This window comes from Paenibacillus sp. 203 (assembly GCF_037027525.1).
Classification (GTDB): domain Bacteria; phylum Bacillota; class Bacilli; order Paenibacillales; family Paenibacillaceae; genus Paenibacillus; species Paenibacillus polymyxa_B.
In genome coordinates this window covers 47,839-62,041 of the sequence record NZ_JAXCHD010000007.1, presented here as the reverse complement: position 1 = coordinate 62,041, position 14,203 = coordinate 47,839, and the positions used below count along the sequence as shown (strand labels likewise).

Sequence of the window (14,203 nt, the reverse complement as noted above, 5' to 3'; positions counted from 1 at the left end):
GGAGATTCACTGGTTTATCCATTTATATTCTCATTATTTATTCCACACTTGGCGCTCCGTTTGCTGACCCACATACTCAATGCGAGTCGGATTCACGTCCAGAATGACATAATCGGGATCATCCGGTCCGGAAAACCATTCCTTCAAGGAATCGTTCCACACTTGTTTGCGTAGCCCCTCATCAGCTGTAATCTGGACAGTAGCCTCCACTTCTACGACTTCCTTTGTACCGCCAACTTCATAACCCAGCAGCAGATAAGCATTCGGATTATCCTTTAGCTCATCCACTTTATGCGTTTTGCGATCTGTCGCCAGATGAATGTTCATTCCATCGTTAAAAAGGGCCATATAGCGTACTTTCGGTTTGCCACCCTCTACCGTACCTAACGAGCAAAATTTGTTGTTATCCAAAGCCTTCACAATGGCTTGTTCTAGTTGGCTACGATCCAATGTTTCCGTTTTACCCACAGTACAACAACTCCTTTTCACGAATTAGAATTCTTTACGGCCATGCCATTGGGCACCAGCCCATCTGAACCTACCTGCGCAGCTGTTCTGAAAATAACATGACCCGATCAGATCGGATTGATGCATGCTCATTTTCAGATCAAAGCTCACAGTAAAAGTGTACCCTGTCGTTCGGCAAATGAACCGTCATCTCTTCCTCCATGCTGGACAGACCCGCATTCAAGGCATATAATCGTCGTAGTAAACCCGAATAAATGAACCCATTAAACCATACAATGCCAGGGGTGCTGGAATCGGCCGGCTGAGAGTGTGTCCCAAGACACTGACCCTTACAACCTGATCTGGGTAATGCCAGCGTAGGAATGCTTAAGCAAGATGTGCCTTTTTACATAGGACCATCCCTTACTTTGGTATATACAAGCGCAAGCGTCCCGGAAACTCGGGGCGCTTTTTTTGTTGAAGATTAAGTTGTTGGAAAGATCGCGTCCGGCAGATGTTATTTTTATGAAAATGGGGAACATAAGCTGTCTGATTGGATGGATAACGGGTAATTAAAGGAGAGAACACAACGATGAAGCGCATGAAAATATTAAGCCTGGGACTGATCAGTCTGTGGCTCATGGCCCTGACCCTGACCGCTTGCGGTGGAAGTCCCTCCACATCCCAAGAAGCGGCTCCCGCTACCAACACTCAAACGTCTACTCCGGCAAAGGAGCTCAAAGATGTTAAAGTCGTGCTCGACTGGACACCCAATACGAATCATACGGGACTCTATGTTGCCAAGGACAAAGGATTTTACGAAAAAGCAGGTCTGAATGTCCAAATTATTCAACCTGGTTCAGGCGGAGCCGATCAAATGGTTGCCTCTAATGCTGCACCTTTTGGTATCAGCTACCAAGAAGGCGTCACACAGGCTCGTACGCAAGGCGTGCCGCTTGTATCCATCGCTGCGGTGATTCAGCATAATACCTCAGGCTTCGCAGCCCCGGTAGATCGCGGAATTAAGAGCCCGAAAGATTTTGAAGGTAAAAAATACGGCGGTTGGGGCTCTCCCGTAGAAGAAGCGGTCATGAAATCCATCATGGATTCAGACAAAGGCGATGTGAGCAAAGTGAAGATCGTCAACATGGGCAATGCAGACTATTTTACAGCCGTGAAGCGGGATATCGACTTTGCCTGGATTTTCTACGCATGGACCGGAATTGAGGCCCAGCTTCGAGGTGAGCCATTGGATATGCTGTATGTAAAAGATTATTCCAAAAGCCTCGATTACTATACACCTGTAATTGTGAGCAACGAACAGACAATAAAAAATGATCCAGAACTGGTCAAAGCGTTCATGGACGCTACCGCACAAGGCTATGAATACACTATCGCCCATCCAGAAGAAGCCGCGGACATCTTAAGCAAAGCTGTACCGGAGCTGGATAAAAAACTGGTACTTGCCAGCCAAAAATGGCTAAGCCCGCGTTATCAGGACGATGCCGCGCAATGGGGTGTGCAAAAAGCGGAGGTATGGCAAAACTATTCGGACTGGATGTACGAACGCAAGCTGCTCAGCAAGCCTTTGGAAGTGGATAAAGCCTTCACAAACGACTTCTTGCCCAAGCGCTGATCATTTGTTAAAACGCTAAATAAGACTGAACTAGAGAAGTGAACGAAGTGCCACTACGCAGCCGGATGGTGCTTCCCATCGCTGTTGTACCTAGATTTCTTTTATGAATATCCAGAGGTTGAAATCTGGGTACAATGGCGAACGCTAACGCTTGTACAGCACCATTCCGCCCACTTCGTTCTTTTGCTTGTTTTGCTTTTATAAAAATGCTACAACCTAGCTTTAAAAATAAGGTGCTTTTTAAGGCGGTTGGCAGCGTAGCGGTTCATTTGAATCTGGAGAAGCGCAGCGATCGTAAGATCAAATGAAACGCGAAGCGGTCTCCCCGCCTTAAACCACCCTATTTTCTCAAAACAACTCCACAATAAAGGACAGGTGAATTTTCATGGCTAACACACTGCTCAGTATTCAAGTAATCCCTAAAACTCCTAATAACGAGGACTCTTACCCGTATGTAGATAAGGCGATTGAGGTCATTCAGCGCTCCGGCGTCAAGTATCAGGTGAACCCATTGGATACGACCATGGAGGGCGAGCTCGACGAGTTGCTGAAAGTGGTTAAAGAAATGCACGAGGCTTTGACGGAAGCGGGTAGTCCCAGCGTCATTTCACAGATCAAAATCGCACATAACCCACAAGGCATCAGCATGAACAAGCTGACCGAGAAATATCGCCCATGAATCCGAAAGGCAAGAACGCGTCCTGGTGGAAAAGCGTATGGCCGCCCCTTGTGGCGGTCCTCTTCTTTTTAGCGGCTTGGCAAGGAGCGGTTTCCTATTTACATATTGAATCCTGGCTGCTGCCAGCTCCATCCCTAATCGTACAAGAGGGCATGGCGCAATCGGCGTTGCTTGGCACCCATACATGGGCTACAATTCGTCTGACACTTGCGGGATTCGCTATAGGGACAGCTACGGGACTGCTGATCGCCATCGTTCTTCATACGATTCCTTTTCTCAAATCTGCTCTATACCCGCTCTTGATCCTTAGCCAAAACATTCCGATTATCGCCCTCGGTCCGTTGCTCATGGTATGGTTTGGTTTTGGCGTGCTGCCCAAGCTTATGGTCATTACTTTAGTATGCTTTTTTCCCGTGGCTGTAGCGGCCATGGACGGGCTGACTCGAACAGACCGTACGATGATGAACTATATGCGGATGTCGGGTGCAAGCCGCATGTCTATTTTTATGAAGCTGGAGCTGCCACATTCCCTGCCGCAAGTCTTTTCTGGCGTTAAAATTGCTGCTACCTATAGTGTGATGGGCGCGATCATTGCCGAATGGATCGGAGCTAGTGAAGGAATTGGATATTATATGCTGCTGCAAAAATCGGCCTATCGCACGGACCTCATTTTTGCAGCCATCGGCATTATTGTCGCACTCAGCTTACTCATGTTTGTGGTTATTTTACTACTGGAGAAATGGTTGGTTCGCTGGAAACCCGATCGAGAGTAGCTTCCTCCTTGAATTAAATACAGCAAAGAAAGGACGTAGCGCGTATGAGTCTGCATCCGATTGACTTATCATCACACAACGTGGCTAATGAACAACGAGCCGGGGAACAACAGAGTCCTTCAACTGCTCCTCCTGCTTTGGAATTGGACGGGATCAGCCTTGCCTTCCGTGAAAAGCGAAGCTTACTGCCCGTACTGCAGGATGTATCCCTCACAGTCAAGCCGGGAGAATTCGTTTCCCTCATCGGTCCGTCAGGCAGCGGCAAAAGCACGCTATTTCACATCATCGGTGGGCTACTCAAACCCCAGCAGGGACGTATCCGTATGCACGGACGGGACATGACTGGTGAACGTGGTCATATCAGCTATATGCCGCAGCAGCCCGCCCTTTTTCCGTGGCGTACCACGCTGGACAACGTACTGCTTGGGCAGGAAAATGCTCCACGTAAAAGTACAGCAGTCCCCCCTGAGTACGCCAGTGAACGCGAGCGTCGCAAAGAAGCCTTGCAATGGCTCGAGCAAGTTGGACTAGGCAAATTCGTCAAGGCGTACCCACATACGCTGTCTGGTGGAATGCAACAGCGCGCCGCCTTTCTACGAGCACTACTCAGCCCGCAGGAATTAATGCTGCTGGATGAGCCGTTCAGCGCACTCGATGCGCTGACACGTGCAGACATGCAGCAATGGTTATTACGCATGTGGGAGAAGAATCGCCGTTCTGTGCTGTTTATTACCCACAGCATTGAAGAAGCGCTGCTGCTCTCAGACCGCATCTATGTGCTGTCGGCACGACCTGCTTCGGTGGTGCATGTCGTAGATGTCCCTTTTCCCCGCCCGCGTAGGGAACAAATCATCCTCGATCCGCTCTTTATTGAATGGAAGCGGACCATGACCAGCTGGATGCGCGAGGAAAAGTACAAACTGGACGCCAACATGGACAATGCTCAGAGCGTCCACAAGAATATCCCGGAAGATGGATTGAATCGACATGAGTGACGTAAAAGTTCGATGTGCATTGAAATGGAACAGCCAAACAAAGCCAGGCTTGGATTTGACCGCAATTGAGCCCGCTCCATTGATCGACGCGCATATTCATGTAGACAGCTACCCGCCTGAACAACAGGAGTTATTGCTCGCTTCACTTGCCGATAGCAGCGTCCAAGCCGTGATAGCCGTGTCGATGCATCTGAGCTCCAGCCGAGCCAATCTACGGTTAGCCAAGCGTTACCCCGAGCTGGTACGGCCAGCCTTTGGCTTTCATCCCGAACAGGCTCTTCCACCGCAAGCTGAGCTTGACCTCTTATTCGACTGGATGGACGAACATATACAGCGGATGGTCGCCGTGGGTGAAGTCGGCTTGCCCTATTACAATCGGATGGAAGCCTCACAGAGCGGTTCACCTTTTGACCTCGCTCCCTACATAGCGCTGCTGGAGCGTTTTATCCAGTTTGCAAGCAAGCATAACAAGCCCATTGTCCTGCACGCCGTTTATGAGGACGCAGACATCGCCTGTGACCTTCTGGAACGTCACAGCGTCACGCAGGCGCATTTTCACTGGTTTAAAGGCTCTGCCGCCACAACCGAACGTATGGCGCGGAACGGCTATTATGTCTCCTTCACACCGGATCTCCTGTACGAAGAAGAGATCCGCAGTTTGGCAAGACAGTATCCGTCTGATCAGATCATGGCAGAGACAGACGGTCCCTGGCCGTTCGAGGGGCCTTTTACCGGACAACAGACACATCCACGGATGACTGCCGACGTCATTCGCGCGTATAGCAAGCTGACCCATCAAGATGAATCTGCCGTCCGTCAAATATTTTATGAAAATACGAGACGCTTTTACTCACTATCTGATTGATAAAGGATACCAGCTATTTACTCACTGGAAGGTTTACAACCACAACATGCAACTAAAGCAAAGAACCTCCTTATTTACGCGGGACTTCATCATGCGTAAATAAGGAGGTTCTTGTAATTTGCAGAGTTTTTTGTCGCTACTCAGCTTTTATTGCTTCAAGAAACCCTTCTGTTCCAAAAATGGCTTCATCTGCAAACGTGCTGGCTCGGTCAGTCTCGCGGCCATTTGCTCAGACCATGGCGTAGAGCGTTGACCGCCCGTACGCTCCTTCAAATATTCGGCTGATGTGTGGTCGTATACCTCTACAGCTTTCATCGTTTGATTTTTGTCGTAGCCGTTCATATGCAAAACACCGGACAGCGGAAGACGTGGGCGCAAGCCCGTTTCCTGATCTGGTACACCAATACACATACCGAACACTGGATACACCAGCTCTGGCAACCCTAACAACTCAGATACCTCTGCTATTTTAGTACGAATACCCCCGATATAGACGATGCCCAGACCAAGTGATTCAGCGGCTACCGCTGCATTTTGTGCAGCTAACGCGGCATCAATGGTCGCAACCGTATAGTTTTCGACGGACCCTTCGTAGGAAGGCTGGCCTGGCTGATGGTGGAGTGTGACCTGCTTCAAACGGTACAGATCTGCGCACCATACCAGAAACGCGGGGCATTGCTCAACATAAGCCTGCCCTCCTGCCAACTCGGCCAGTTTTGTTTTTAAAGAAGGCTCGGTAACGGCAATAACGGTATATGCCTGCACATTGCTGGACGAGGATGCCATTTGGCCAGCTGCCACAATAGCTGCGAGCTGCTCGTCGGTAACGGCGGCGTCTGACTTAAATTTTCGCACAGACCGGTGATTCATCAACAAGGAAATCGTATCATTCATGACTGCTTCACTCCTAATCCATAATATAAGCTCTTTATCTACTTCAAGCTGTGAGTATACGAAGAAGCTCTTGCATGCTTGCATGGCACTCCTACAAATATTATGAAACTTTCGCGAATGATAAGCAACCTGACGTGATGAAGGTTAACAGTATGGTTGAAAAAACAAACGTAACAAAAAGCAAGCACGCAGAAAACCAATTGTGCGTACTTGCTCTATACTCTGATAATAACTTTATCTCGCTACAGATGTCCGGCAGCACGCTATCCTGCTGGTGCATCCATACATTTACAGCTTCACCCGTTGGAGACGCAGTGCATTCAGCACGACCGAAACAGAGCTAAATGCCATGGCTGCTCCCGCCAACCATGGAGCAAGGAAGCCCAAAGCGGCAATCGGAATACCTATCACGTTATAACCGAGCGCCCAAAACAGATTTTGCCGTATGTTTGTCATTGTCCGGCGGCTCATTTCGATCGCGTCAGGAATGCTGTTCAGGTTGCCGCGCATGAGGGTAATATCCGCCGCCTCCATGGCCACATCCGTTCCCGTGCCCATCGCCATCCCAATATTAGCAGTAGCCAGCGCAGGCGCATCGTTAATACCATCCCCAACCATAGCTACGATCATGCCTTGTTCCTGAAGCCGTCTCACTTCTTCAGCCTTTCCTTCAGGCAGCACCTCCGCCAGGACTCGTTCAATTCCGGCCTCGGCGGCAACAGCGCGCGCAGTCCGTTCATTGTCACCCGTAATCATGATGACTTCAATGTTCATCGCCCGCAGACGGGCAACGGCCTCCCGTGACGTTTCTTTAATCGTGTCCGCTACGGCCACCAGTCCGGCATAGGAACCGTCCACAGCGACCAGCATCGCGGTTTTCCCTGTGTTTTCCAGCTCATTCATATACTGCTCAGCTGAGTCATCTATCGCGATGCCTTCCCTGCTCATCAATCGACGTGTACCCGCCAATACCTGCTTACCTTCCACATGCGCCTTCACACCATAACCCGGAATATTTTCAAAATCTGTCGGCCCTATCAGCTCAATTCCTCGATCTGCAATCCCCTTTACAATGGCTTCCGCCAGCGGATGCTCCGAGCTTTTTTCTGCTGCACCGAGCAACCGCAGCAAATCGTTTTCAGCCAAGCCGCTTGCACCAACCATAACATCTGTCAGCTCTGGCTTGCCGTTCGTAACTGTTCCTGTCTTATCCAATACCACTGCGTTGACTGAACGGGTCATTTCCAAATGCTCGCCACCCTTGAACAAAATACCGTATTCAGCGGCACGTCCCGATCCTGCCATAATGGACGTTGGAGTAGCCAAGCCGAGCGCACAAGGACAAGCTATGACGAGAACTGCAATCATTTTCTCCAGTGAGCCTGCAAAATCAGTCGGCGTCACAAGGAAAAACCAGACGATAAAGGCTAACACAGCAATAGCAACAACAATGGGGACAAAAATACCGGAAATCTGATCCGCAATCCGCTGAATCGGGGCCTTAGAGTTTTGTGCATCTTCCACGACCTTAATAATCCGGGACAACGCCGTATCACCACCCACACGCTCCGCCTGAATACGTAGTACCCCGTTTTTATTAAGCGTCGCCCCTGTAACTGCGGAACCTGCTTCTTTTTCAACCGGAAGACTCTCACCACTTAACATGGATTCGTCCACTGCGGAACGTCCGTCCACGACCACACCATCGACAGGAATTTTCTCGCCGGGTCGTACAATAAAGATATCCTTCACACGTACCTGTTCGATCGGTATATCAAGCTCTTGTCCATCACGTACTACACGTGCCGTCGTCGCCTGTAGGCTCATCAGGCTCTTGATCGCCTCGGACGAACGCCCTTTGGCTACCGCTTCGAACCATTTACCCACTAAAATAAGCGTAATTAGCACTGCACTTGTCTCGTAATACAGCTCTGGCATGGTCATGACAGGCATTCCCGCCATCCCCTCCATGACATCAGACGGACGCAGCGTAAGGTACAAGCTGTAAAAATAAGCCGCAGACGTACCCAGTGCAACTAACACATCCATATTCGAACTCCCGTTGCGAAGCGCTTTGTACGCGCCCACATAAAACTGCCAACCAATGACGAACTGAATCGGCGTTGTCAGCACTAGTTGGAACCATGGATTCAAGAACAGTTCCGGCACATAAATCCATGACGTAAAGGAAAAATGAGCCACCATCGCCCACAACAACGGAAACGATAGCACTGCGGACACAATCCACTTCCATTTTTTACGATGGATATCCTTACTGCGCACATCCGCGATATTGTCCTCAGCGCTCTGCGGGATCGCTCCGTAGCCTAGCTGTTCAATCTTGCTCACCAGATCACCAACCGCAATACTCCCCGCGGCATATTCCACATGAGCTGTTTCCATCGCCAAGTTTACCGTGGCACCTGTTACACCAGGCATCCGATTCAATCCCTTTTCAATCCGGGTTGCACAGGCCGCACAAGTCATGCCCGTCACATTCAGATTGGCTTCTTCACTTACAGTTCCAAACCCAAGAGAAGCAATTTTATCGCGAAACTCAGGGATCTCCACCTGCTCGGGATCATAGGATATCGACGCCTGCTCCAAAGCCAAATTCACATTAGCCTGTGCCACACCATCTATTCGATTTAAACCTTTCTCAATACGGCTTGCGCAGGCGGCACAGGACATCCCCGTAATATGAAGCGTTGTCTGCTTGTCACCGTCGGTCGCACGGTTTTCCATGGTAACCCTCCTCTTATACCCCGGTGGGGTATATCATATCCAAAAAGAAAAAGCTTCTAATATGGAAGCTTCTCCTTCGAAACAAGTCTTTCACACATAAAATATCTTCAGCTTAAACAACATCATAGCCTTGGTCTTCAATGGCTGTTTTCAGAGCTTCAACGTTCAGCTTGGACTCGTCATATTCTACATTCACTTGTTTCGTTTCGAGGCTGACCTTGCCGGTAGCGCCAACTTTCTCCAAAGCCCCTTCTACTGCTTTCACGCAATGATTGCAGCTCATACCTTCAACGTTCAATGTAACTTGTGCCATTTCTTTTCCTCCTCAGGGATACTTCCGTACCCATAATGTGTATGAATACTACTCTTAACGGATTAGCTTTTTGACCGTAACCAGCAGCTCGTCAATCACTTCCTGCTCTCCTGCCTGCATGCGCTCAATGACACAGCTTTTCATATGCCCTTCCAGCAGCAGCTTACCGACACCATTCAATGCGGACTGGACAGCCGCAATCTGGTTCAGTACATCGTCACAGTAGGTATCCTTCTCAATCAAGCCCTTAATTCCGCGAACCTGACCTTCAATACGGTTCAACCGGGATACGAGGCTGTTCTTGAACTCTGCCGAATGATGACTTTTTCTAACTGTCTTTTCCCCGTCTGTTCCACAGTGATTCTCATGGATTTGAGTGTGGGAAACAGGTTGCTCCTCAGCCATACATCAGCCTCCTGTGTGGTGTATATATGCATTTATGCATTTCTTATACCCCTATCATAATATACCCCCATGGGGTATGTCAACCTTCCAGAAAAATGTCACTTTTTCGCCCTATTTTATACTTTTGAGCGTGTTTCCTTAGCAAGTACGACAAAGCTTAATAGCGCGCCAATCTCGGCTATAGCTATAACGACCGCCATCGGTACGGGGGTTGTTCCACTCCCCAAGCCTACTAGCGGTGAAGCGATGGAACCCAGCAATAGAGGCAACAAACCAAGCATGGCGGACGCACTGCCTGCGGAGCGCTGCTGACTCTGCATTGCCAATGAAGTCGTCGTTGTACTTACAATCCCTACGCAGGAAACGACAAAAAACAGAGGAACTAAAACAGCAAACAATTGGCCTCCGGTAAAGGCTACAGTAAGCAAGCTGATTCCGGCTACAGCCGCAATTATCAGACCCGACAAGAGTAACTGTCGTTCGCTGAAGCGACCCACGAGTCTACCCGTCAACTGCGAAAACAGTACAATCCCCAAACCATTCACTGCAAAAATGATGCTATACGTCTGAGGGGAAACCCCGAAAATGTCCTGAAGCACGAATGGTGAGCCAGCGATATACGCGAACATCGCTCCTGTAATCAGCGCCTGTGAGAGGGCATAGCCCATAAAGCGTCGATCGGCAAACAGATGACCGAGTGTTCCCAGCGTCTGCTTCAAGCCACCGGACGAGCGGCGGTTAGTTGGCAACGTTTCTGGCAAACCCAATACGACGGCAATCAGCATAGCCACGCCGACTACACAAAGCACCATGAATACACCACGCCAGGAAACAAAGTTCAATATGACACCGCCCAGTACTGGTGCAGCAATGGGGGCCACGCCGTTCACCAGCATGAGCAGTGAGAAAAAGCGTGTCAACTCTTTGCCCGAGTAAAGATCACGGGCTACAGCTCTGGAAATCACGATCCCCGCCGACCCCGTAAGCCCTTGAATAAAGCGAAGCCCAATGAGCATACCGATATTCGGCGCAAACACGCATAACAGCGAAGCAGCAGCGTACAGAATGAGCGAGATCACCAGCGGTCCTCTGCGACCCCTTACGTCGCTAAGCGGACCAGCAACGATCTGGCCAACGGCCAGTCCCAACAGACAGGCGGTCAAACTAAGCTGCGCCAGCGAAGTGGTCGTATGCAAATTGTCGGCTAATGTAGGCAGCGACGGCAAATACATATCTATGGACAACGGCCCGAAAGCACTCAATGCACCCAGGACAAAGGCGATCCATAATATTCGCGATTTGGTCATATCTGCGGCAACCATAACAGTATTGGATAACCGGTTCATAATAATAATCATCCTTTTCACAAAAATATAAATAATTACTTCAATACATCATGATATCACTCATTTCGTCTGGCTTCGAATAATTACACGCTAATCCGCGATTTTTTTTCAAAACTGCTATATATCAGGCAGGAATTTACCAATTTCAGGTCGAATTATACGGTAACCAAAACAAAAAATTTGTGGAATCTGGAGAATGATAATGGTCTATGATGGAGTGCTACTGGGTCTCATTGTAGGTCTGTTCAGAGGAGGCTGGCGGCAAGGTCTGATCCGTTTCAGTCAAATTCGCCTTATAGCCGGCTGGATGTTCCCTGTGCTGCTGCTGGTACAATTCATTATTTTTTATGCCCAGGAAAAGTGGGCTTGGCTGGCAGCCATTAACGGGTATCTATTTATGGGAGTCTACGTGGTTGGATTGATATTTCTCTGGTTGAACAGACATCATAAGGGATTCAAGCTTATTATAATCGGCGTATTGATGAATTTTATCGTTATGGCGGTGAATGGCGGCAGGATGCCGGTCTCGTTAAGCGCTTCGGAGGTGCTGGGTCCCTATTATACAGATATGCTTAAATCTGGAAGTGTCATCTCGAAACATTACATGATGGATGCGAGCACGCGTCTATCATTGCTTGGTGACATTATTCCTCTCTCCAAGCCCTATCCCCGCACGCAGGTAATTAGTATTGGAGATGTGGTCATGAACTTCGGGATGTTCCTGTTTATCCAAAGCATTATGGTCGTGAAGAGAACTAAGGATAAGCAGCAAGAAACCAATCCCCACCACGCCTAGTGCGCACCTTATTCCAAGGAAGGGAGGGAACCCTATGAAAAACTTGAAGTACTCCCGTGTGATTATCAATGCTATTATCGTGGCTTCTGTCATTATTGCTTTGACTTCCGGTTACAAAATCGGGGGCTAGTCACCGATAAGAAAAAAAGGAAGCACAGGCTCAACAAAACAGGCTGGATTCCGGCCTGTTTTTTCATGTGAAATTTTCGATTACAAAATTGTAAATTATCCCATTCACCCCTGGTAGCTTTGACATCAAGATACGACAAGGCAGGAGAAGAAATGATGAGTATAATAAAAAAGCTGCAAGAACGGGTTACCGCGACGGGAATATATGTGTTTTTCATATGTTTGGCAGGCGTGATCGTCCTCCTGTATACGAACCAGTGGTCCTTTTTGCACTATACGACAACAGAGTGGGTCACGATCTATTCCCTGTTGGGAGCCGTTCTGATTCTGGAGCATTTTACATTCCAGCTGCCACCGGCCAGTAACAAACAGTCCATGGATTCCTCCGTGTATCTGGCTTGTATTTTTGTGCATGGCACCGAAATTGCTATTCTGATTTTGTTGTTAAATGTAATCATTGCCATGTTCCGGCACACAGAGCTGTCCTGGTGGAAGCATACCTCCAATTTTTCCATTTACGCCCTTTCCATTTTCCTGTCTTCAACAGTATTTGAACTAAGCGGCGGAACGCAGGGGGCTTTAAACCAAGATCATTTCGCTTCCTACCTGCTGGCGTTGATTTGCTACTTTGCGGTGAACACCATCACACTGGGCATCTACTTTTATATCGCATACAAAGGGTCCTTCAATGAGCTTAAACAGGCTTTTTTGGCTGAATCCCTGCTCGTATACTTATGTACACTCATTCTGTCTTTGGTATTGACTACACTGATTTATGACAATGGCATTTTAGGACTTTTGCTGTTCCTTGGGCTAAGTATGCTCCTGTCTCACGCATTCAAGCAAATGTTCACGCTGTATCGGGAAATCGAAGAAAAGGCGAACATGGATCGCAGAACAGGGCTATACAATCACAGCTACTTTGAAAATACACTTGAAGCTGAATTAAATATATCCAGATCCGAGAATACTCCTCTCAGTCTGGCTCTGATTGATATAGATGATTTCAAAAAATACAATGATCATTTCGGTCACCTCAAAGGCGATCAGCTACTGGGATTTCTCGGTGAGTTTCTTAAAAAGGAGACCTCCGGCACCCACATCACCGTATCCCGCTATGGTGGAGAAGAATTCACTCTGCTGATGCCCGGTCATACCGCTGAACAAGCATACGAAATAGTTAATGCTATTCGAAAAAGATTAAATGATTCTCGTTATGAGGGTGTTGAAATTTTTCCACACGGCTGTCTGTCCTTCTCCGCAGGCATTGCACAAAGTCGCATTGACATCTACGATAAATCACAGCTGGTCGATCTGGCGGATAAAGCCCTGTACTACGCCAAGAAACAGGGAAAAAACATCGTTCATACGCATGGAAGTTTAAATGAAGTGGAGCGCGAGGTCGATCTGGGGCAGGATATTCGTGATCTTGAACAGCAGCTTAATTTGTTCTTGTACAAGGATATTAACACTTTCAAGCATTCCAAACGGGTATTCAGATATGCAGCAGACATGAGCGATGTGCTTCAGCTTGGACCAGAGGATAAGCGGCGTTTCATACTAGGTGCCCTCATTCATGACATTGGTAAACTGGAGATTCCCTGGAATATCCTCAATAAAAAAGAGAAGCTGTCTGGTGAGGAATGGCAGATGGTGCAAGCGCATGTCATGTGGGGCAAACGAATTGTCGAAGCCAACGAACGATTCATAGATTTGGTTCCTTTTGTGGAGCTGCATCATGAACGTTATGACGGAGGAGGCTATCCGTTTGGCTTTAAGGGCGAGCAAATTCCACGTTTATGTCGGATGCTGACGATCATCGACTCTTTTGATGCGATGACAACTGAGCGCCCCTATCAACCCACCAAAACGTTCGAGGAGGCCATTGAAGAACTACGTGCTTGCTCGGGTAGCCAATTCGATCCCAAACTAACGGCTACTTTTATCCATTATATTCAACATAAGCAACCTGCTTTCACGGATTTCATGGAAACAGGGCTCTAATTCCTTCATTGGCTCCTCCTCTTTGCCCCTAGCGTGGTTGAAATCGTCCTGAATCCAACCACGCTAGGGGTTTTCATATGATTGACATTTTGTATAATGCTTATTATTTCAAATTTCATATAAATGTCATAATTCGTTCCATCTATTCACGCTATATGCACTATGATTAAGATAGG

13 protein-coding genes and 1 riboswitch are annotated in these 14,203 nt (G+C 48.3%); of the genes, 7 read left to right on the top strand and 6 right to left on the bottom strand.

Going from position 1 to position 14,203, the window contains the following annotated elements:
- Nucleotides 1-33 precede the first annotated feature (33 nt).
- Complete coding sequence (locus WA407_RS17150; RefSeq protein ID WP_061831133.1) at nucleotides 34-468, bottom strand: pyridoxamine 5'-phosphate oxidase family protein; 435 nt, start codon at nucleotides 466-468, stop codon at nucleotides 34-36.
- Between the two features lie 270 nt (nucleotides 469-738).
- A riboswitch (TPP riboswitch) is annotated at nucleotides 739-848 on the top strand.
- A gap of 191 nt (nucleotides 849-1,039) precedes the next feature.
- Between WA407_RS17150 and WA407_RS17145 the strand changes: the two genes are divergently transcribed.
- The 5 genes from WA407_RS17145 (at nucleotide 1,040) to WA407_RS17125 (ending at nucleotide 5,395) form a co-directional block, all read left to right on the top strand.
- Nucleotides 1,040-2,083 carry an ABC transporter substrate-binding protein gene (locus tag WA407_RS17145; protein ID WP_254328905.1) on the top strand — a complete coding sequence of 348 codons (1,044 nt, stop codon included), beginning with the start codon at nucleotides 1,040-1,042 and terminating at the stop codon, nucleotides 2,081-2,083.
- Between the two features lie 385 nt (nucleotides 2,084-2,468).
- Complete coding sequence (locus WA407_RS17140; RefSeq protein ID WP_235307040.1) at nucleotides 2,469-2,762, top strand: MTH1187 family thiamine-binding protein; 294 nt, start codon at nucleotides 2,469-2,471, stop codon at nucleotides 2,760-2,762.
- Complete coding sequence (locus tag WA407_RS17135; RefSeq protein WP_069290919.1) at nucleotides 2,759-3,535, top strand: ABC transporter permease; 777 nt, start codon at nucleotides 2,759-2,761, stop codon at nucleotides 3,533-3,535. The genes WA407_RS17140 and WA407_RS17135 overlap by 4 nt, the downstream gene beginning before the upstream one ends.
- Nucleotides 3,536-3,579: 44 nt before the next feature.
- On the top strand, nucleotides 3,580-4,530 hold the full coding sequence (locus tag WA407_RS17130) for an ABC transporter ATP-binding protein (protein WP_336077858.1): 951 nt from the start codon (nucleotides 3,580-3,582) through the stop codon (nucleotides 4,528-4,530).
- Nucleotides 4,523-5,395: a TatD family hydrolase gene (locus tag WA407_RS17125; protein ID WP_336077857.1), complete on the top strand. Its 873-nt coding sequence runs from the start codon at nucleotides 4,523-4,525 to the stop codon at nucleotides 5,393-5,395. The genes WA407_RS17130 and WA407_RS17125 overlap by 8 nt, the downstream gene beginning before the upstream one ends.
- 147 nt (nucleotides 5,396-5,542) lie before the next feature.
- Here the strand turns inward: WA407_RS17125 and nfsA are convergent, their stop codons facing one another.
- The 5 genes from nfsA to WA407_RS17100 form a co-directional block, all read right to left on the bottom strand.
- Nucleotides 5,543-6,289 carry an oxygen-insensitive NADPH nitroreductase gene (gene nfsA / locus WA407_RS17120; RefSeq protein WP_322162594.1) on the bottom strand — a complete coding sequence of 249 codons (747 nt, stop codon included), beginning with the start codon at nucleotides 6,287-6,289 and terminating at the stop codon, nucleotides 5,543-5,545.
- A 288-nt stretch (nucleotides 6,290-6,577) separates the two neighbouring features.
- Complete coding sequence (locus WA407_RS17115) at nucleotides 6,578-9,034, bottom strand: heavy metal translocating P-type ATPase (RefSeq protein ID WP_336077856.1); 2,457 nt, start codon at nucleotides 9,032-9,034, stop codon at nucleotides 6,578-6,580.
- 112 nt (nucleotides 9,035-9,146) lie between these two features.
- Nucleotides 9,147-9,347, bottom strand: coding sequence for a copper ion binding protein (locus tag WA407_RS17110; protein WP_013308457.1), 201 nt, complete (start codon nucleotides 9,345-9,347; stop codon nucleotides 9,147-9,149).
- A gap of 54 nt (nucleotides 9,348-9,401) precedes the next feature.
- Complete coding sequence (locus tag WA407_RS17105; protein ID WP_069290915.1) at nucleotides 9,402-9,752, bottom strand: metal-sensitive transcriptional regulator; 351 nt, start codon at nucleotides 9,750-9,752, stop codon at nucleotides 9,402-9,404.
- Nucleotides 9,753-9,868: 116 nt separating this feature from the next.
- A complete protein-coding gene (locus tag WA407_RS17100) occupies nucleotides 9,869-11,098 on the bottom strand; it encodes a multidrug effflux MFS transporter (RefSeq protein WP_336077855.1) in 1,230 nt (409 codons plus the stop codon).
- 202 nt (nucleotides 11,099-11,300) lie between these two features.
- Here WA407_RS17100 and WA407_RS17095 point away from each other — a divergent pair, with 202 nt between their 5' ends.
- Both WA407_RS17095 and WA407_RS17090 read left to right on the top strand, forming a co-directional pair.
- A complete protein-coding gene (locus WA407_RS17095) occupies nucleotides 11,301-11,894 on the top strand; it encodes a DUF5317 domain-containing protein (protein WP_039270279.1) in 594 nt (197 codons plus the stop codon).
- Nucleotides 11,895-12,176: 282 nt separating this feature from the next.
- Nucleotides 12,177-14,027: a bifunctional diguanylate cyclase/phosphohydrolase gene (locus WA407_RS17090; protein WP_336077854.1), complete on the top strand. Its 1,851-nt coding sequence runs from the start codon at nucleotides 12,177-12,179 to the stop codon at nucleotides 14,025-14,027.
- Nucleotides 14,028-14,203 lie beyond the last annotated feature (176 nt).